17 protein-coding genes are annotated in these 19,810 nt (G+C 39.1%); 4 read left to right on the top strand and 13 right to left on the bottom strand.

Annotated features, from left to right (window positions below; translation table 11 throughout):
• Nucleotides 1-110: 110 nt before the first annotated feature.
• The 13 genes from CBX98_RS05165 to CBX98_RS05105 form a co-directional block, all read right to left on the bottom strand.
• On the bottom strand, nucleotides 111-875 hold the full coding sequence (locus CBX98_RS05165) for a glycosyltransferase family 2 protein (RefSeq protein WP_053807671.1): 765 nt from the start codon (nucleotides 873-875) through the stop codon (nucleotides 111-113).
• A 56-nt stretch (nucleotides 876-931) separates the two neighbouring features.
• Nucleotides 932-1,981: a glycosyltransferase family 2 protein gene (locus tag CBX98_RS05160; protein ID WP_172605926.1), complete on the bottom strand. Its 1,050-nt coding sequence runs from the start codon at nucleotides 1,979-1,981 to the stop codon at nucleotides 932-934.
• On the bottom strand, nucleotides 1,966-3,234 hold the full coding sequence (locus CBX98_RS05155) for an ATP-grasp domain-containing protein (protein WP_109168716.1): 1,269 nt from the start codon (nucleotides 3,232-3,234) through the stop codon (nucleotides 1,966-1,968). The genes CBX98_RS05160 and CBX98_RS05155 overlap by 16 nt, the downstream gene beginning before the upstream one ends.
• Nucleotides 3,235-3,252: 18 nt before the next feature.
• Complete coding sequence (locus CBX98_RS05150; RefSeq protein WP_109168715.1) at nucleotides 3,253-4,518, bottom strand: polysaccharide pyruvyl transferase family protein; 1,266 nt, start codon at nucleotides 4,516-4,518, stop codon at nucleotides 3,253-3,255.
• On the bottom strand, nucleotides 4,515-5,630 hold the full coding sequence (locus CBX98_RS05145) for a DegT/DnrJ/EryC1/StrS family aminotransferase (protein ID WP_109168714.1): 1,116 nt from the start codon (nucleotides 5,628-5,630) through the stop codon (nucleotides 4,515-4,517). The genes CBX98_RS05150 and CBX98_RS05145 overlap by 4 nt, the downstream gene beginning before the upstream one ends.
• A complete protein-coding gene (locus tag CBX98_RS05140) occupies nucleotides 5,631-7,064 on the bottom strand; it encodes a lipopolysaccharide biosynthesis protein (protein ID WP_109168713.1) in 1,434 nt (477 codons plus the stop codon). It abuts the gene before it with no gap.
• Between the two features lie 6 nt (nucleotides 7,065-7,070).
• Nucleotides 7,071-7,934 carry a glucose-1-phosphate thymidylyltransferase RfbA gene (gene rfbA / locus CBX98_RS05135; RefSeq protein WP_109168712.1) on the bottom strand — a complete coding sequence of 288 codons (864 nt, stop codon included), beginning with the start codon at nucleotides 7,932-7,934 and terminating at the stop codon, nucleotides 7,071-7,073.
• On the bottom strand, nucleotides 7,934-9,010 hold the full coding sequence (rfbB, locus tag CBX98_RS05130) for a dTDP-glucose 4,6-dehydratase (protein WP_109168711.1): 1,077 nt from the start codon (nucleotides 9,008-9,010) through the stop codon (nucleotides 7,934-7,936). Before rfbB ends, rfbA begins: the two co-directional genes overlap by 1 nt.
• A gap of 36 nt (nucleotides 9,011-9,046) precedes the next feature.
• Nucleotides 9,047-9,856, bottom strand: coding sequence for a glycosyltransferase (locus CBX98_RS05125; RefSeq protein WP_053807663.1), 810 nt, complete (start codon nucleotides 9,854-9,856; stop codon nucleotides 9,047-9,049).
• On the bottom strand, nucleotides 9,843-11,093 hold the full coding sequence (locus CBX98_RS05120) for a hypothetical protein (RefSeq protein WP_225461848.1): 1,251 nt from the start codon (nucleotides 11,091-11,093) through the stop codon (nucleotides 9,843-9,845). The genes CBX98_RS05125 and CBX98_RS05120 overlap by 14 nt, the downstream gene beginning before the upstream one ends.
• Nucleotides 11,094-11,130: 37 nt before the next feature.
• Nucleotides 11,131-12,033, bottom strand: coding sequence for a Wzz/FepE/Etk N-terminal domain-containing protein (locus CBX98_RS05115; RefSeq protein WP_109168709.1), 903 nt, complete (start codon nucleotides 12,031-12,033; stop codon nucleotides 11,131-11,133).
• Nucleotides 12,034-12,086: 53 nt separating this feature from the next.
• Complete coding sequence (locus CBX98_RS05110; RefSeq protein WP_109168708.1) at nucleotides 12,087-14,789, bottom strand: SLBB domain-containing protein; 2,703 nt, start codon at nucleotides 14,787-14,789, stop codon at nucleotides 12,087-12,089.
• 64 nt (nucleotides 14,790-14,853) lie between these two features.
• The gene (locus CBX98_RS05105; protein WP_172605925.1) at nucleotides 14,854-15,372 is read right to left on the bottom strand and encodes a porin family protein; all 519 of its coding nucleotides are present in this window, start codon (nucleotides 15,370-15,372) and stop codon (nucleotides 14,854-14,856) included.
• Nucleotides 15,373-15,780: 408 nt separating this feature from the next.
• Between CBX98_RS05105 and CBX98_RS05100 the strand changes: the two genes are divergently transcribed.
• The 4 genes from CBX98_RS05100 (at nucleotide 15,781) to CBX98_RS05085 (ending at nucleotide 19,705) form a co-directional block, all read left to right on the top strand.
• Nucleotides 15,781-15,999, top strand: coding sequence for a hypothetical protein (locus CBX98_RS05100; protein WP_025520696.1), 219 nt, complete (start codon nucleotides 15,781-15,783; stop codon nucleotides 15,997-15,999).
• 81 nt (nucleotides 16,000-16,080) lie between these two features.
• On the top strand, nucleotides 16,081-16,761 hold the full coding sequence (locus CBX98_RS05095; protein ID WP_109168706.1) for a YjbF family lipoprotein: 681 nt from the start codon (nucleotides 16,081-16,083) through the stop codon (nucleotides 16,759-16,761).
• On the top strand, nucleotides 16,758-17,516 hold the full coding sequence (locus CBX98_RS05090; RefSeq protein WP_109168705.1) for a capsule biosynthesis GfcC family protein: 759 nt from the start codon (nucleotides 16,758-16,760) through the stop codon (nucleotides 17,514-17,516). The genes CBX98_RS05095 and CBX98_RS05090 overlap by 4 nt, the downstream gene beginning before the upstream one ends.
• A complete protein-coding gene (locus tag CBX98_RS05085) occupies nucleotides 17,513-19,705 on the top strand; it encodes a YjbH domain-containing protein (protein WP_109168704.1) in 2,193 nt (730 codons plus the stop codon). The genes CBX98_RS05090 and CBX98_RS05085 overlap by 4 nt, the downstream gene beginning before the upstream one ends.
• Nucleotides 19,706-19,810 lie beyond the last annotated feature (105 nt).

Raw genomic sequence — 19,810 nt, 5'->3', positions numbered from 1 at the left:
GCGAATTCAACCGAACGGATCGTAGGTATAAAAAAGAGCAGCGCCTTACGGTAGCTGCTCTTTTTGTATGCGTATTTTGTGGTTACTAGGTTCTACGGAGATTTGCGAGACTAAGACTTGCGCTTAGTTCGGTGTTTCATCGTACCTTTAACGGCATAGACAGAAAATGTAAATAGGCTTCTTGGCAAACTCAAACCTACTACGTCTCTATAGAACTTCCATTGATATGACAAAACGCTAAATTTGTTAGCTGTCATACCACTATCCATCCGATACTTTGCTAATGGCTTAGGTAGACAGTAAGCTTTGGGAGTATCTTTCAGTATATCTAACCACAGTCCCATATCCTGACGTTTACGAATAAGCGGCATATAGCGCTTACCTAGTGCCTGTGTGTCATAAACGGCGGTCAGGCACCCGATAACGTTACTGTACATGAGTTTTTTGTACGTTGTATATTCTGGCGCAGTTACAACACTTAGCTCTTCTTCATTATTAAAACGGCTATAGTGGGTGTATGTGAGTGGATAGTTATTCTCAAGCATGAATGGGATCTGCTCTGCTAGTTTGTTTTCCATCCATAAGTCATCAGAATCTAAAAATGCAATAAAGCGACCTTTTGCTTTTTTTATCGCAAAATTTCGGCTCGCTCCCGCACCTAGATTTTCTTTATTCTGATATGCATGAATATTGTCGTACTTATCAGCGTATGTTTGAATGACTTTCCAAGTATTATCGGTAGATCTGTCATCTACGATTATAAGTTCCCAATTTTTATACGTTTGGGATAGTACACTTTGAATGCTTTCTACAACCGTTTGCTCAGAGTTGTAAGTTGGCATGATAATAGAAACTACATCTTCGTTATTCTGCATCTATTCAAACCGTTTTACTAGTTAGCTAAAATTTTTCGTTAGTCTCTCGAACAACCTTATCTTCTAGCTTGTATTTTTGTTCCTAATCTCTGATAGAGTCTAAAAACATAGGTTGCTATATTTGGTATATGTCGGGTTCTGTATAAGATCGCTTGAACTCGATGCGCATTGGGGTAAAGATTCCAGGAACATACGATAAGATCTTTTACATATTCATACTCTTTATTTATCACAAGAGTAAAAGCTGCGTTATATAAGTTAACTGAAAGTGCATATTTGAGATCACTCTCATCTTGCCAATCACATAGACAGCCTCGAATTGCATTCTCCTGTCTGGCCATATTATCTAGAGTATTCGAAACAGATATTTTACTTCGCTCAGAAGACCAAGAACCAACTGCATTAATACGATAGCAAACTGTTTGATCAGGTAAAAATAGAGCCCCTTCAGGCTTAGAACCAACAATTTGCATATAAAAGTCCCCTACCGGCGCAGCTTCTTGAAACCAGGTTGGCATGGATTCGATAACCTCTCGCTTCATTAATAAAGATGGCGTCGGCATACCCGCGCCTCCCATCCTAATTACGCTAGAGGTGTCAACAATACATTCTGTATTACTAAATTTGGATATGTCTTTGTAGCTACCATCTCCATACAGCCCATAACCTGCCGTATAGCAAAGTTGAAACTTTGGCTCTTCAATCATTCTGCATAACTGCTTTTGCAGTTTTAATTCATCGACCCAAAAATCATCGCCTTCGCATAAGGCTATGTATTCACCTTTTGAATGAGAGACGCCTATCGTCGAGATCTGCTTTCGCTGTGAGTACTGATTTTCTGTTTGTAAGATTAACCGAATTATTGAAGGATACTTTTTCCGATAAGCCTTTAAAATTTCGGGTGTACCGTCTGTAGAAGCATCATCGTGGACTACTATTTCAAACTTGTAGTCCAATTGTTGGGCCAGAAAACTATCCAAGGCATCAGCAATGTAATTTTCCTGATTAAAGCAAGGACAAACAACACTGACATATACTTTATCGGTGTGCTTCCAATAGCGAGTGATTTTTTCTTCAGATGCTGGTGCACTTAGTTTCTTAAACAAGATAAACCTCTAATCATATCAACAGAGAAGCACGGGATACCCAATCGACTCGAAACATCTTTACGCTCACGGAAAGAGTCATCAATAAAAATTGCTTTTTCATCTGAGATAAAGTTAGATTTCAACGCATCATTATCCTTAATGTGAATAACCTCATCGAATAACTCTGTTAATCGATATTTTTCTAGTGACTCTTTGAGGTTTCCAGCGTGGCGAGTGATAAGTTTTACTTTTTTACCTGCATTAATCGCTTCGAAAATAACTTTCACTAACTCCGCATTTATAAATCGTTCCTCTAGAAGAAGACAGTCATCATAGTCAGTGTAAATCACATCAAAATCTAAGTTAGTTTCAAACTGAAAATTAAGATTCCTATATACTTTTACATTGAGGTTATTGTTAGATACGGAGATCGGAATGTCGTTTGAAGCAAGTAACGATAATTCAGTGAAGTTGATTCCATTGAATCGACTAGTAATCATTGACCCCGCAATTCGGGTCGCAACCTCTAAAAGGCAAAGCTCGCCATCTTTTGCTTCTTTTACCTGAAAAAACCACCCACCACGAAGATCTAGTGTAGAGCTGATTTTAATAGCCAATTCTCTAAAGCGCTCTTGATCTTGTACAAGTTCTGTTTCTACAGCAATGCCGTTTCTAGTTTGATTGCGCTTACGAGCACTTGCAAAGATAAGTTCCCCTAGATGATTAGAAACACAATCGACTGTAAACTCTTCGCCTGGCAGGTACTCACATAACAGTTCATCATCATTGAGTTCTAAAGCGTTCTCTTCTCTAACAAGTCTTGTCCCAACACTTCCTTGACCGACATCCGGTTTAACAAAAAGTGGAAACTCTAATTCATCAGTCTGCTGAAACAACTTTGGCGTTTTAACAACATTTGTAAGTCTCTCATATGTCAACTTTTTAGAACGACACACCATATTCGTCTCATAAGGAGAGCTTACAATTTTCGCAGATAGTGTTGGAGCAGACTCTGATAATTTGAGTGCTGCAGAGTCGTGTGCTGGAATAATATGCGTGATCCCCCATTCTTTAATGAGGCTAGCAATAGATTCAATAAACCCTTCATCATCAATAAAAGGAATGTTATTTGAAACACGCTCACTCGGAATTTCTGTATAGGCTTTGATGCCATTTGCACCAAAAACAACGGTATTTTTCACATCTTTGAGAGAACGTACAATTTCGTGCGCAATTTCAGTACCACAAGGTACAACTAAAACATTCATCATAATCAAAGTCTATCGTATTTAATCTTGGAAATGAGTAGAAAAGAATTCAATTCTTTTGTCCGCAAGTTTATCTTTATTGGAAGAAAATTCACTTGATGCGTATAATGAACTTTGATAACTAACGATATGTTCATAATTATCAATGACATGTTGAATAGCACCAGATAAGGACTCTTGCATATACTCATTATAATTAAAGTACACTCCTTCAAATGCATTATCTAGCAATCCTGCATTTTTATTATAATAATATCTTAGATCAAAAACTGGTTTTACTACATTAATTACGGGTATCTGATTAGTAACGGATAAAACTAACGCATGATATCTATTACAAAGTACTAACTCAGAGTTTTTAATTAACTCAATCGCTTCATCAATTTTCAAATACCCAGTTTCAAAATCATAGATAAAGAAGTTATCTTCCTTTACTTCTTCTTTTAAATAGCTTATTGTTTTTTCATCGACATCAAAAGTAAGAAAAACAACATTTATTCCTTTGTTTTTAAAGAATGTAACCAATGTGCGAATTGACTCAATATTTTCTTTAAATTTATTGATGTTTCCGTACTGCTCAAAAATTACATATTTACCATATTTAGATGATTTAGATTGTTCTCTTGGGTTAATTCCATCATTGATTATGTATAGGTCATCAGGTAGATAGGTAATGTCTTTAACCCCGATATCAGATAGATAAGTAGGAGATAACTTACGGTCTCGGCTAGTGATGATCGCATCTTTAGCCTCGGCAAAAATCATTTCATAGAAGTGTTTACTGCTGTCAAATGGCCCAAATCCATTTGCGGTAAAGACAATTTTTTTATTCATCTTCGCAGCGATCAAAATAGGAACAATGATTCTAAAGAGATCGTCATTTCGTGTCCACTCAAACCATAAATCATTAAAGTAGCCGCCTCCAGAAACAAGTAATACATCTGAACTTTCAATCTCTTTTTCGATCGCAGAGATATTGGTACAACGATTCAAAAGTTCTAGTGGTGTTGGATAGTAAGATTTTTCTTTACCCAATAGAACTCTTCTTAATTTTTTTAGTTGCTCAATCGGATCGAGGTTATCTTTTTTCTTCTCTGACAGTTCAACGTCGACAAAATCAATACTAAACTCTTTCAGATAATCATTCTTTAGTTGCTCAACAAACGAACTATTGTAAGAAAAAACCACAAATTCATTTTTTGGTGAAATATCGTAAAGGTTGTTAATAAACATCCCATAATCACCAAGATTTCTATCTGCTAGTGGGCCTGTGATTGCAATTTTCATTTTTTATTTTCACTTTTACAAATTTCAACAATTTTATTAATGTCAGCTATCGACAGCTCATGATGTAATGGTAGGCAAATTACTTTTTTTGAAATGCCTCGAGATACCTCATCACTCACAATTTCAATTTCAGGATTGTTCTTATAAGCAGCATAATCAGTAATTATTGGATAAAAGTAACGTCTAGCTAATACATTACTATCTTTAAGCTTTGAAAATAGAGAATCTCTAGATTCTCCATACTCTTGTTCATCAATAAAAACTGGAAAGTATGAGTAGTTGTATTTAACATCTGGCAGCTCTTTAGGAAAACTGATGCCTTTAACACCTCGTAGCTGACTACGATATTCGTTTGCAACGAACTTTCGTTGGGCAATGGCATCATCTATGATGTTCAGGGTTGCTAAACCAAAAGCTGCTTGCACTTCGTTCATTTTTGCATTGTGCGCAATTAGAGATACTTCAATATCAGAGTCAAAACCAAAGCTCTTAAGCTTGTCTAACTTCTCTTTCATCTCTTTTGTATGGCAAATGACAGCTCCCCCTTCTATTGTTGAGTAAGCCTTAGTAGCATGGAAGCTCAAGATAGAAAGGTCACCATAATTTAGGACAGAGCAACCTTTCTCTTCAACACCAAACGCATGAGCAGCATCATATATGATCTTTAGATCATGCTTATCAGCAACCTGCTGTAAGCGAGAGTGATCACATGGGGTGCCGTAAACATGCACTGGCAGAATGCCAACAGTTTTATCTGTGATTGCTGCTTCAACTTTGGCTGGGTCAAGGTTTAATGTATCTGGGTCAACATCTACAAATACAGGTTTAAGTTTGTTCAGTAATAGCGCATGACTGGTAGCAACAAAACTATAAGGCGTTGTGATGACCTCACCCTCTAACTCTAGAGCCTGTAATGCGATCACTAACGCTAATGTACCATTTGAAAAAAGGCTGATATATTCAACCCCTAGATACTCACAAAGTGCTTGCTCTAACTGTTGATGATAAGTCCCATTATTTGTAAGCCACTTCCGTTCCCAGATGTCTTCTAAGCTTGCAGTAAAGTCTTCTAAAGGTGGTAAAAGTGGAGAGGTGACGGTAATTGGTTTCATTTAATTTTTCCTAAAAATGTTGTTCACCACATACAAGTAAAGGTCTTTTTGTATAACTATAATACTGATAATGTATAGAAATAGTGCTGAACTTAAAACAATGATAATTTGAAAAATATCACTATCTAAAAAGTTGAACCATACAGATGATATTAAAGCACTAAATATGGCTATACTCCAAATTGGAAAGAGAAATCTAAGCTGCTTTGAGGAACTCAAAGATGTTAGCTTCCCTGTATAATATGTATTAATACATAAAGAAACGTATGACTGAACGACCATTCCAATGGTAATAGCCTTAATTCCTAACGGTATTGTTACAAACAAAATAATCGTTATTAAAGTTTTCTTTATAATTTCCAATTTCAAAAAAAGATCTGAACGTCCTTTCACTTGAAGTAAGTTGAGGTTAATTGCATGGATGGGGTATAGCATATATCCAAAACACAATATTGAGATTAGTTCAGATGTAGGGCCCCAAGCAGAACCGAGTAATATATTGACTAAAGGAGTGGATATTAACCCTATACCTAAGATGATAGGAAATATAAAAAGGGAAGATAGTCTTAGCGTTAACACATAAGCACTCTCTAACTTCTCATTATCATCTTGTATTTTACTTAATAAAGGATAATTAACTCTTTGAATAATAGTTGTAAGAGTTAGTGATGGAATATGAGATAAATTCTTTGCTTGAGAGAAGTAACCAAGTTGGCTTGCAGTAAAGAACTTACCAATCACTAACTGATAGATATTGTTATAAATAGTATCTATTAGACTTGAAAGTAAAAGCTTTGACCCAAAGCCAAATAACTCAGTGAAAGATTCTTTTGAGAAGCCAGTTTTAGGTATCCATGGCGAAAGTATATTAAGTGTAATGGCACTGACAGCATAAAAAGAAAGCGTTTGAGCGACTAGAGCCCAAACCCCATAGCCTAAATAAGCCATAGTTATAGCAATTGCAGCACTAAATACTACGGCCAGAAAAGATGCCTTCGCTTGAGTCTTAAAATCCACCTCTATGGTCAACTTTGCTCTTTGTACGACAGCAAGAGCATTGATAACCACACCAATGCCCAATACTCTAAGTAATAAAGTGAGCGTAGGTTGCTCATAAAAAGATGCTATATAAGGAGCACTACCAAAGAGCAGTATATAACAGGAAATTGAAACCAAGATATTGAAGTAGAAAGTAGTCGAAAAATCGACCTCTTTTCTATCTTGTTTGCGTATCAGCGCACTGCTAAAACCACTATCAACCATTGTTTGAGAAATGGCGATAAATATTGTTAACATAGCTATGAGACCAAATGCTGAAGGCCCTAACATTCGGCCTAATATCAACATCACTATCAATTGTATAGCTTGTGTTAAAATCCTTTCTACAGCGCTCCACTTTAAGCCGGCTTTGGCTTTACTTTGAGTATCACTCACAAACGGTTAACCAGCTAAAGTTTTCAAGTACTGACCATAACTATTCTTGGCCATTAACTCTGCTCGTTGCAGAAGTTCATTTCTTGTTAACCAACCATTTGAAAAAGCAATCTCTTCCAAACAAGCAACTTTGAAGCCCTGTCTCTTTTCAATCGTTTCAACAAACTGAGCAGCTTCAAGTAAACTTTCATGAGTGCCAGTATCTAGCCATGCGAAACCACGCCCTAACATTTCTACGTTCAATTGACCTTTCTTTAGGTAAGCTTCATTCAAAGAGGTAATTTCGAGTTCACCTCTGTCAGAAGGTTTAACTTCTTTCGCAAGCTTGACAACGTCATTGTCATAGAAGTAAAGCCCTGTAACCGCATAATTAGATTTAGGTTTTTCAGGCTTTTCTTCAATTGAAACCGCCTTTTGGGTGTCATCAAATTCTACAACACCAAACCTTTCTGGATCTTTCACTTGATAGCCAAACACCGTAGCTCCCTGAGAGCGACTAGCAGCAAGTTTCAACTTCGGGCTAAACGCCTGTCCGTAGAAAATATTATCACCTAAAACAAGGCACACACTACTATCACCAATAAACTCTTCACCTATAATAAAGGCTTGTGCTAATCCTTCAGGCCTCGGTTGAACTTCATAATTTAGTGATATCCCAAACTGGCTACCATCTCCCAGTAGACGTACGAAGCTGTCTTTATCTTCAGGTGTCGTTATGATTAGAACATCCTTAATACCAGCAAGCATTAATACCGATAAAGGATAATAAATCATAGGCTTATCATAAACCGGAAGCAATTGCTTAGATACACCCATCGTAATAGGAAACAATCGAGTGCCAGAGCCTCCCGCAAGAATAATGCCTTTCATTAATTTGTCCCCTTTTTGATAACACCTAAACGCTCACCGGCATATGAACCATCTAAAACACGTGACCACCAAACTTTGTTTTCCAAGTACCACTCCACCGTTTTTCTGATACCTGAATCAAAAGTTTCTTCCGGTTTCCACCCAAGTTCACGCTCAATCTTTGTCGCATCTATCGCGTAACGAACATCATGACCCGGACGATCAGAGACGTAAGTTATAAGATCTACATATTCTTTAACACCACTTGGTTTATTTGGTACGAGCTCTTCTAAAATAGTACAAATGGTTTTGACAACCTCAATGTTAGCTTTCTCATTGTGACCACCTATATTGTAAGTTTCGCCCACCAAGCCTTCTCTTACCACTTTATACAGTGCACGGGCATGGTCTTCTACATATAGCCAATCTCTAATTTGCATCCCATCGCCATATACGGGCAAAGACTTACCCTCTAAGGCATTGAGGATCATCAATGGAATAAGCTTTTCTGGAAAATGATAAGGGCCGTAGTTATTAGAGCAATTGGTAATGATTGTGGGTAAACCATAGGTACGTAGCCATGCTCGAACTAGATGATCACTTGATGCCTTTGAAGCGGAATAAGGACTCGATGGAGAATAAGGCGTTGTTTCAGTGAATAAATCATCAGTTCCCTCTAGATCACCATACACTTCATCTGTTGAGATATGATGAAAACGGAATTGTTCTTTAAATTCCTGCTCCAAGCCATTCCAGTAATTACGTGCAGCTTCAAGTAATACGTAAGTTCCTACGATATTAGTTTCAATGAAAGCAGACGGGCCATCGATAGATCTATCTACATGAGACTCCGCAGCTAAGTGCATTACCGCATCAGGTTTATGCTTTGAAAATACTGTCTCTAATGACTCTCTATCGCAGATATCAACTTTCTCAAAAACATAACGCTCGCTATCCATAACATCAGACAAAGACTCAAGGTTTCCTGCGTATGTCAGCTTGTCTACATTAACAACGGAGTCTTCCGTGTTGTTGATTATGTGGCGAATAACAGCTGAACCAATAAATCCAGCGCCACCCGTTACCAAAATTTTCATAATTTACCCTTAATTGAAACTTACAGATGTTAACGTCTATTTTTTATTTCTATAGTATTTAAAAAACACATCTATATTTTCTTTACAAAATGAAAAAAAGCTGACTGATTTTCTATACTCAGGATATTTTTTCATAGCAAACAATAAAAATATAAAAAATCCAATAACATTAAAACATCTATACATAAACGATAACTTACTTGAACGCATTCTTTTATTTCCCCAATCTCTACCAGAACTTTCTATTGGATGTAAGTTGATAGTTTTTGGGAAATACTTTAAGTTTAAACCTTTGTTAAAACAATCCAATAAAAATATATTTTCTTCCGATGCTGGAAGTTGAGTCCCCAAACCAAAGCGTTCATCAAATTTCACTTCTTTTTTCATGATAGATTCTCGCTTGGCAGCAACTTCAATTGATGACACTTTAAATATTGTCTTGTTTGTATGTACAAACGCGTTACTATTATATTTTTTGAAGTCTAACCCATCCGGAGTTTTTACTTTAAATGTTGCTATATCAACATTCCCATCAAAGCTACTTTTTATTATATCGAAAGCTTCATTTACATAGCTAACATCATCATCACAAAATACCACCACATCTGAGAATGACTTACTCAGAGCTAAGTTTCTACTTTTAGATAGCCCACTATCACTTGAACTGTAATATAAAAAGTCAACTCGACTCTCTAACCATTCCTTGATAGATTCCGTTAAAACATAGCTATCTTTTATCTGATGAACAACAATATATGTCACCGCTTCATCTTCAGGAAAATTCCCAAACATCAAGCGTTCAATCCCATCATTTAAAGTGCTTATTAGAACATTAATTGTTAACATTATTACTCTGGAATTCTGCTAGTTTATATATGGAAAAGATCATTAGTAACACCCATAAAAAATGAGTACTTAGATATTCTGAACGGTATGTGGAAGTTACTAGGAAGTGGAATGACATTATAGCACCTATAAGGTAAGTGTTATTCTTAAAACCATACTTCAAGCCTGGGTAAATCAGTTTAAAGTAAAAAATCAAGATCAAACCAACGCCAACAACACCTCCCTCCCAAAACATATCCAATGTATAGTTATTCGTAATTCTGAATAAATAATCCTCACTTCGCATACCAAAGCTATCTAAAACAGACATGGTACCAAGTCCATGACCAAAAATTAGTTGAGCTAGGTTAGACTCTGCTAATAAAGTAGTAAATGAAACCATAAATTGGCTACGAGAAGAGCCGCCAGTTGCTTCGTGCTGTAGCTTGTAATAGATAAAATCTAAAAGCAACGTACCTAAATACGTCAGCACCAACAATAAACAAAAAACCAGCAATAGCACAAAAAAGTGACTGATTCTTGTTTTTCCAGTTAATACTGTCTTCAAGGCAATCAAAGAAAATACAAAAGCACAAATTAAAGCAAAGTTAACATAGGCTCCGCCAGAAAAAGAAAGTACGACGATAACAACAGTCATTCCCAACATTGCTAGTCTTATAGCTTTCTTTGCAACTAATACTGTAATAAGCAGCATACACTCCATCAAAACCGGGGAAAGGAAATTCGGCTCTTCCGCTATCGAGGTCACTCGAGAAGGAAAAATTGAGCGTAAAGCTGCAGGCACACCATGCATCCAGTCTCTAGTTTCTACGAAAAATGGGATACCAATAAAATTGCAAATAACTTGCCAATACCCAAGCAAAATAAAATTAAATACAGTGAGCAAGCCAAGCTTAAGGATAAGTTTCACACGTTTTTCATCAGCTACTGCCAACCAAATTGTAAATAGCACCAAATTAAGTGTTAGTGCTATTAGTGTAAACATCCTGCCTATAACTACTGACTTTAAGTAATCAGCAACAAGGTAATCTCGATTTATCAAAATACTAAATAATGAGACAAGAAAGACAGACAAAAATATAAGAATTACACCAAAGGAATATTTATCAAACGTGAGTTTCTTGGAAATAGTGATGTAGTAGAAAAATGTAATTAATGCTGATAGGAATAAGAGGACTAAAACTATCTTATTCCATTTTGTTACTGAAAGGGGGGCCAATATAGCAAAGAGGTACATATGTACCCCTAAGAGTTTATTTGGATCAAGGCTCAAATTAAACATTTTTTCTTGATAGTGCAATACGGAACAACGCAATAACCATTGCCAAAATACCACCGATCAAAGTACCAAGAACGCAAATAATAGCTCGACTTGGGCTATCTTTTTCTTCCGGAACCACTGGTGGATCGATAATATCGAAGATGTAGTTCTCTTGTGCCTCAGCAAGCATTAATTTCTTAGTTTGCTCTTCAACTAATTGATAAAAAACATTCTGCATTTCAGAGAGGTTTGTAAGATTCAGCTGCTTCTCTAAGTATTGAATATTATTCTTAGCTTGGTTGATGTCCTTGTTCTTCATCCATTCGTTCAGGTCTGAGATCAGCCAATCAAGCCATTGTTTTGCTAAAACTGGCGATTGGTTCGTCAAAGAAACAATAGTTGAACCACTCGTTTTATTTGAATCGATAACGAGTAACTCATTAAGAACTTTCGTGGCCTCTAAAATGGTTGGCTTTGGTGTTTTTCCGTCACTAACAACTCTTGTCCAAGTGCTTGTACTTTCGTCATAAATCTCCGGGTCAATATATACTTTTCCAGTAGCTGCATCCCAATGCTCGATTGCCATTAATGGGATCAAAATATCTCTACGTTCAATGAATGCTCCTAAGAATACTCTTGAGCGTAGGGACTCTAAAGCAATAGCTTGTTTGGAACTGTCTTGGCTACCAAACCCCGCTAACGCAGCTAAACCACCCAATTGCCCCACGGTTGAGCTAGGCGCATTGTCTGTTACCGGAAAAAGTACAGCTTCAGATTTGTAGAGATTTGGCTTTGACATAGCAAAAAGCACTGACGCAACCGCAAATATAAATGTGATAGCAACGATCATTATTTTTTGTTGCCAAAGTGAGCGTATGAGCTCACCAATATCTAGTTCAAGTTGATTATTTTCCATTAATATTAAAGGAGGTATTTCTCCCCCTTTCTCTTGTTAAGTGGCTTAAGTCATTACTTCAGTGCGTTGATAGCAACACCCGTTTGGTAGAGGATCTGCGTTGCTGCAGTCCACGTACTTAATGCATCACGGTAGTCGGTATCAATTGGTACAACGATAGTATCGCCGGCTTTTAACCCTTCTTTATTATTTCCGAACCAATAACCTGATGAAGGCTTGTAAACAGAACCATCCGCTCGCACTACAAAAATGCGATCTTCGTCCGCTTGCTTTTTAGCACCACCCGCTTTGTTCAGATAATCATCGACGTCAAGTTTATTGTCCAACAAGTAGGTAATTGGAACCTGAACTTCTCCCATAATTGATACTGTGTTTCGGAAAGTTGGAACGAAGAGGAAATCACCGTCCTCAAGCATAAAGTCTGCTGAGCGCTCGCCTTTTAAAATACGGTTTAACTGTACCACCATACGGCCAAGTGCTTTGCTTCGGCTTGCTTCCTCTACAAACGCTAACGTTTTCTCTGGGTCTGAAATTACGGAAGCCATATTACTATCGGCTCGGAACGTCTTCTTCGCGGTTTCTTTGCGCATATCTGCGGCATATTGGTTTAAAAGCTTCTGCTCTTGTAAACGCAATGCTTCACGCGTAAATATTGCTCCTTGAGGATGAGCAAACTCTGTGAGACCACCTGCTCGGCCCAATAACTCACTTAGAGTCTCCCCTTGACGCACGGTATAAGTGCCAGGGAAACGAACTTCACCCTGTAAAGTGACTGTGCTTTGTAGCTTCACGTTTGGCTTTTCTAGGATGTTCAAACGATCTCGGCCTACAATAATTGCATCGTCTGAAGCACTACCTTGGATTGCTTTACGTAAATCAATACGCTCAACATCAATATACGCACGCTCATCCACATTATTAATAGCGGTTCGTGCTAGTTCGGCATTAATTGTGAATGCGTTGTAAGTCAAACCGCCAGCTGCTTCAATAAGCGTTGATACCGTCATTCTTGGAGTGATCGGGTAGCGTCCTGGGTGCTTCACTTCACCAAAGACTTCAGCAATTTGAGGGGCTAGCCCCAAACGAGACTGTTGCTGAAGTTGTAACAAGACTGGTGCAAGTAAAGTGCGACGAGTATTTTGCTTCAGCTTTTCAAAGTCTTCCTCTGTAATCTCTTTACCACGGAAAATTATTTTAGCTGGTTTAGTCTGCTCTGTGACGTTCTGGTTGTTCAGCATACCGTTTTCTGGATGCGAAACCGCAACAGAAGAGCTCATCACTTCTTGTTCTTTCTGTTGTTCCAACTCAGCTTGCTCTTGCGCTTGCTCCAATGTTTTTGCTTTTGAAACAGCATCTTGTGTTGCCAATATATCCAAGTCTTCGTTATTAAAGCGGTTGAAAACCAATATACGGTCTCGTGATTGTAACTGGAGGTTGTCTTGGCTACTTGGTGATAAAATCGCGTTGGCTAAACTTAGTTGGAACACTTCAATATCACGCTGTGGATTAATCTCTCTTACCACAACGGCATAGTTAACATCAGCTGTAGAATTAAAAGCGGAGTCAACAGATTTGAAAAGATCGGCAACACGAAGACCATTGCGCCATTCCACATAGCCAGGATGACGAACATCCCCCTCTATCTGCACGTAACGAGTAAGCTCTTCACTTTTTTTCAAGATCTTGATGGCGTCGCCATTTTTAACTTTACTCTGTCGATCTTGCGTTTTATTGAAATCAAGCGTCAAAGCCTCACGAGCGCCATGTGAAGCGTAGCGTTTTATCTCCAACTGCTCTACATGAGCATTCGCAGTAAAACCACCAGCCATCTGAATAAGTTGCTGGTATGTTTCACCTTGCTTGACTTCATAAATTGCAGGACGGTTGATCTCGCCTTCTATAGACACTGTATCGTTAACAGAACCAATTAAAACAACATCATCCGGTAGTAAGCGCACATCATTACTTGCATCACCTTTTAGTAACAGGTCATACATATCCAACTTACGAATGATTTTACCATCACGCTTTAGCTGAATATCTCGCAACGCTCCACTTTCACCAAAACCGCCACTGTAATAGATAGCTTGTGATATTGTCGTTAATGCGCTAACCGTGTAGGCACCAGGCTTATATGCATCCCCCATTACAAACACTTGCATGGTGCGTAGTTCACCTAATGAGATATCACTACGAACACCTATCATTTGTTCTTTTACACGTTGTGTCAGAGAATCTCTAACATCGGAAAAGTGCATACCTGCAACATTTACCGGCCCAAGAGAAGGAAAGTTGATTGTACCTGCACGATTTACACGTAAACGATGTGTTTCATTCTCCTTACCAAACAACTGTACAATGATTTCATCGCCTGCTCCCACGGTATAATTTGCTGGTACAGGTACATCACTGATCGGAGCAAAAGTACTTGGAGAACCAGCAAAAAGATCTAAACCAAAACGTTTTAACTCTTCCTGCTCACCTTTTTTTAGCCATTGTTCTTCTATATTGGAAGATAAGGCACCACTAGCTTCAGCTCTAGGTTTGATTACTTGCGGGTTTTCGTAAGGAGATTTGTTTGAGGACGAACTAGAGGGAATTGAGAAACCATATTTACTCGCCAGTGCCTGCTGTTGGTCGGCGGGTAAGTTTTGAAACATTTTTATTTGTTCTGGAGTAGGTGTTTGTGCCATCGAATAAGACGCAAACGTACTTGCTAGTATAAAAGCGGCAACAGAAAGAAATCCTTTAAACATGGTATGTCACTATAATAATTGAATAAAAAATCCTAGCCCCAAATTTGAGCTCTAGGTATTTAAATTAGAATCGGTGCTGAAAGCCCAGTGTAATCGAGTTAAGGCGAACCTGATCTTCCGATACGTTATCAACAAACTCAAATATCACTGCACTTTGGTTGTTCAACGCATAGTGCATACCAAGCCCAAAACTAAATCCTTGTTCTTTATGTGAGCCTACATTTTGCAGATCGAGCTGAACGCTTGAATACCCAGCTAAACCATAAAGTGCAATTTGCCCTGAAACCGGCATATTCAGCTTAACAAAGCCACTCATCGCACTATCAACCGCAAGACCACTGTCGCGTTGAACCGACGTCCCATAACGCCCTTCTAAGCCAATATAGTCATTAAAGAAATAACCAGCTTGCGCACTAAGAAGGAAAGGACTTCCCTCTTTCACGGACCCGGAAGACGAGCTTTTCAATTCTGCATTTGAGTAGCTCACTAGAGCGCCCGCGTAAAAATCGGCTGACGCTGAAAAAGAAGTCAGGCTCAAGCCCAGTGCACTAAGTATTCCCAAACAATGCTGATTTCTTATCACGTAAAAGTTCCTAGTACTGGTAATAATTATGGACTGCTAGGCAAAGTTAAGCTTGCTATGCAGATCATTAAATGCTGTCGTCATAAATGGCACGCTACCGCCCCGAGGCGTTGAGCGTAAGCCACTGTATCGCTCTTTATATGGTATAAGTGAAACGGCCTGTTTACCCCAAATAATCTAATACTGAACGAAACGAGCCGACAAATTATGCACTCTTGGTAGTTTATCAGCAAGCAACGGAGCAAGATAACCGCGTAATGTCACGTTGGTGTTAGAAATGAGAACGACAGACATGGCAAAATAAGAAACTATTTACATGCCAATGCTTTTTTATCTAGAATATAATTTGGTGCATATTTTATGCTACCAAACATCGATGTTTTTATACCGGATACACAAGGATTAATAATGAAGAATACAGCTCTAGCTATTCTTATGGCTCTAAGCGCATCAACTGCATTTGCAGCAGAAGAAGCAGGTTCAGCAGGTGCAGCTTCTGCTTCTGCAACAGGCACAACAGCTGTAGCAGTAGGTGCGGCAGCAGCAGTGACTGTAGTAGCAGTTGCAGCGTCAGATAGCGATTCGACTACGACGTCTACTTCAGCATCAGCTCCTACTACTAACTAATTTTGTTTTGTTTTGTAGTTTGTAGATAGAAGACAATCGCCCTGATTCACTCAGGGCGATTTTATTTGATAAGAGGGATCAATGAATATCTTCCGAACGTCTAAATGGCTACGCACAGTTCTCACTCTTCCGCTATTCTCCTTACTCTTTGGTTGCACACAAAAGTTCAATGATGTATCAGCCACAGTCCAAGAAGCATATGGTAACTACATCGATGTAGAGATGACCCCAGAAGAAATAAATGCCGTTCCTTATGCCAGTGCCTATTTGAAACTTGGGAATCAAAAACAGGTCTTTGTTGTTTTAGCTTTTGCAGAACGAAACTCTCTCAATGGAAAAATACAACTGAAATGGGTAAGTGCTGACAAAGCTATGCTCGTTACAGAGAATGGGCATATCGTCAAAACGATTGGACTACAGAATGGAGACTTAGCGGGCGTTTATGGTGATGTGCCAGACTTTTCTTCAAACTCGGCTTCTGTCAACTACACGCTCTCATACGATTGGACAAAACAATATCGTTATGGCTTTCCTGCAAATGTGAATCGCTTTTATGCAGGCAAAGAAACGTTGACGACACCTATTTCTAACGCCATGACCGACGTATATAAAGAAGTCGTTGAGTTTAGCAGCCTTTCTCAGTCGGTCGAAAACTACTATTGGGTAGATGAACAAGGTCAGGTTGTCAAAACCTTACAACATTTAGGGCCAAATATGATTCCGGTTGAGTTAACCATTTTAAAGGGGTATAGCAAATCATGAGCAAGCGACTACTCACATTATTCGGTTTGGCCATGCCGCTTTTGAGCATACATAGCTTCGCTCAAACAGAAACCTCTACTACACAGTCATTAAATGTTGAGTTGCTAGAAGTAGGAAAACAGCTGCAATTTCAAGGGCCGACTCGTTTAGAAAGTGTGCTAGCACTTGCTAAGGAGCAAAGCTTCTCGCAGCAATATCCTCTGGGTACGACTTTGTTTGATAAATCGGAACGCGCCGAGAAAACCTCTACCGCTTTAAAGAACTCGGTGCTCAATCAAATGATTCAACACAATTTGGTTGCACATCCATTCTACAAATTCATTCAGAAGCAAAGCTTTGCACCACGAGTACTGTCTGCAATCGATGTTGATAAAGTTCGACTAAATAAATTCGACAATCCGCTTTTGCACGGCAATTACGTTCTAGTAAGCCCTCTACGCGAAGAAAAAGTATTTTACTTAGGAAACCTAAATAGCGTTTATTCCGTTAAGGAGCAGGCAGGCATCCCTTTGCAGAGACAAATAGAGAATTTGAAAAGTAATATTGGTACGTTATCAACGCCGCCAGTGTTGATCTACCCAGATGGTAATGTAGTTAAGCCGCATCACGGAGCTTGGTTAACAACACAATATTACTTACCACCTCTGACATTGGTATATGTCCCATTTGATGATCTTGAATACTCCGAAATGGACCAAGATATTGTCCGCCTACTCACTCAACTGATACCAAATTCCACAAAGAGACCACAATGATGCCAATTAGAAAAAGCTTAACCCTTTCTTTAATGGGTCCAGCATTGGTTTGGGCTCAAGAAATACCCTTTGAGGCTCCCTCGTTACAGCCTTCTCAATCTGACTTTGGTGGTGTTGGCTTAATGCAGATGCCAACCGGACGTATGGCTCCTGAAGGGGAGTTCAACTTTTCTGTTACTGGGAGTAACGAATACCTTTTTTACAATGTAACCTTGCAGGTACTACCTTGGCTAGAAACAACTATTCGGTATACTCGAGTTCAAGACTTGCCATACTCCACATCACTTCCTGATGTAGACAATGAGTACACAGACAAAGGAATAGATTTTAAGTTTAGAATATGGGAAGAATCCCAATATGCGCCTGAAATTGCCATTGGGGTAAGAGACTTCGCTGGTACTGGCCTGTTTGATGCAGAATATATTGCCGCGACCAAACGATACTCAACTCCTCAGCTTGGAACATTCGACTTTACTCTCGGTATGGGCTGGGGCTACTTAGGAACCAGAGACAATATAACCAATCCATTTTGTAAAGCTTCAGAGAGATTTTGTGATCGGTCTGAAGAGTTTCTTGACTCTGGAGGAACAACTAATTTTGACAGAGCTTTCAAAGGGCCCGCGGCTTTATTTGGTGGCGTAGAATTCCAGACTTTGCATACTCCTTTACGATTTAAAGTTGAGTACGACAGCAATGATTATTCTACAGACTATGCAGTTGTGGGCGCAGACGTTGATATGACCCCCCATACACCATGGAACTTTGGTGTGCTCTATCGTCTAGGAATAGCTGATTTTCGTTTAAGTTATGAACGTGGAGACACGTTGGTCGCGGGCTTAACGCTAAACACTAATTTCAATGACATGCCATCATTCTGGCGAGACACACCAACACCAGAAGTAGAAAGCAATCAGCCAGAAGAACTGTCTGATGTTGACTGGGAACGTGTAACAGAAGATTTAGACAAAATTGCAGGTTACCAAAACACGCGCATTTATGTTGATGACAACACCGTAACTGTCGTTGGTGAGCAAAAGAAATATCGTGACCGTATAGAGGCACATGAAAAAGCGGCGGCTGTACTTCATAATGAAATGCCTGACGATATTGATACCTATGCGATCAATGAACGCAGCCGAGGCTTAGTCGGCGAACAAACGATTATTTCCAAGGAGAAATATCGCGACTTTGCCCAAGTTAATTACATCAACCCCAAAATAGAAGATGCAACCGCAAAAGCTAGCAATAAGCCAAGTGGAGAATCTGTCTATGATGGTTTTGAACGTTTTGATTGGGGCTTTGCACCGAAGCTTGTTCAAACTCTCGGAAACGCTGAAGATTTCTATCTCTTTAGTGTAGGGCTAAGCGGCAATGCCTCATACTGGCTAACGGACAACCTTGAAATTGGCGGTTCGTTATACTGGGATTGGTATAACAACTACGATAAGTTTATCTATGTCACTCCACCTGATGGCACTACCGTTCCTCGTGTTCGCACCATGTTCCGCGCTTACCAAAATGAACATGCTGTAACTATGTCAAACCTACAATTGACTTGGTTCCAAGAGTATTCCAATACCATGGATCAGCAATTCTACGCGGGTTATCTGGAGAGCATGTTTGCTGGAGTCGGTACCGAGTTTCTTTACCGACCACAAGGAGCTAACTGGGCGATTGGCGCTGACGTCAACGTAATTTCTCAACGTGATCCACAAAGTTACTTCGGTGTTTACGATGAGAAATGGCAAAACGTGCCAGAATATGGACGTCCGTTCCAAGTTATTGATAAAGGCTTCACTGGTTTTGTATCTGGTTACTACTACCCTCAATGGGAATTCCTGCAAGATTTGATGATCCAAGTCGATGTTGGTCAGTTCCTAGCTGGCGATGTTGGTACACAAATCAATGTTTCTAAGCAGTTCAAGAGTGGCGTAATTGCTGGCGCCTTTGCCTCATTTACAGACTTGTCTGCGGACGAATTTGGTGAAGGTAGCTTTACTAAAGGTTTCTACTTGTCGATTCCGTTTGACATCATGACCGTTAAGCCAAGTAACAATCGTGCGAACTTTAGTTGGCAGCCTCTTACTCGTGACGGAGGGCAGAAGCTCGGCCGCAAATACAGCTTAATTGAGTTAACCGACGAACGAAACCCTTGGTATCAAAGGCCTAACCGTTCGGATGTGGAATAATAAAGTAATCAAGGGAGCTGCGGCTCCCTTTCTCTTTCTCGTATCTAGATATCGAGTCATAGAAGACTAAAACCTATCTTCCTGCTTCCAATAGCGCTACTTTTC

It is taken from the genome of Vibrio sp. T9, assembly GCF_003123985.1.
GTDB lineage: Bacteria > Pseudomonadota > Gammaproteobacteria > Enterobacterales > Vibrionaceae > Vibrio > Vibrio diabolicus.
The sequence above is the reverse complement of the archived record's forward strand: the minus strand, read 5'-3'. Positions and strand labels throughout refer to the sequence as shown.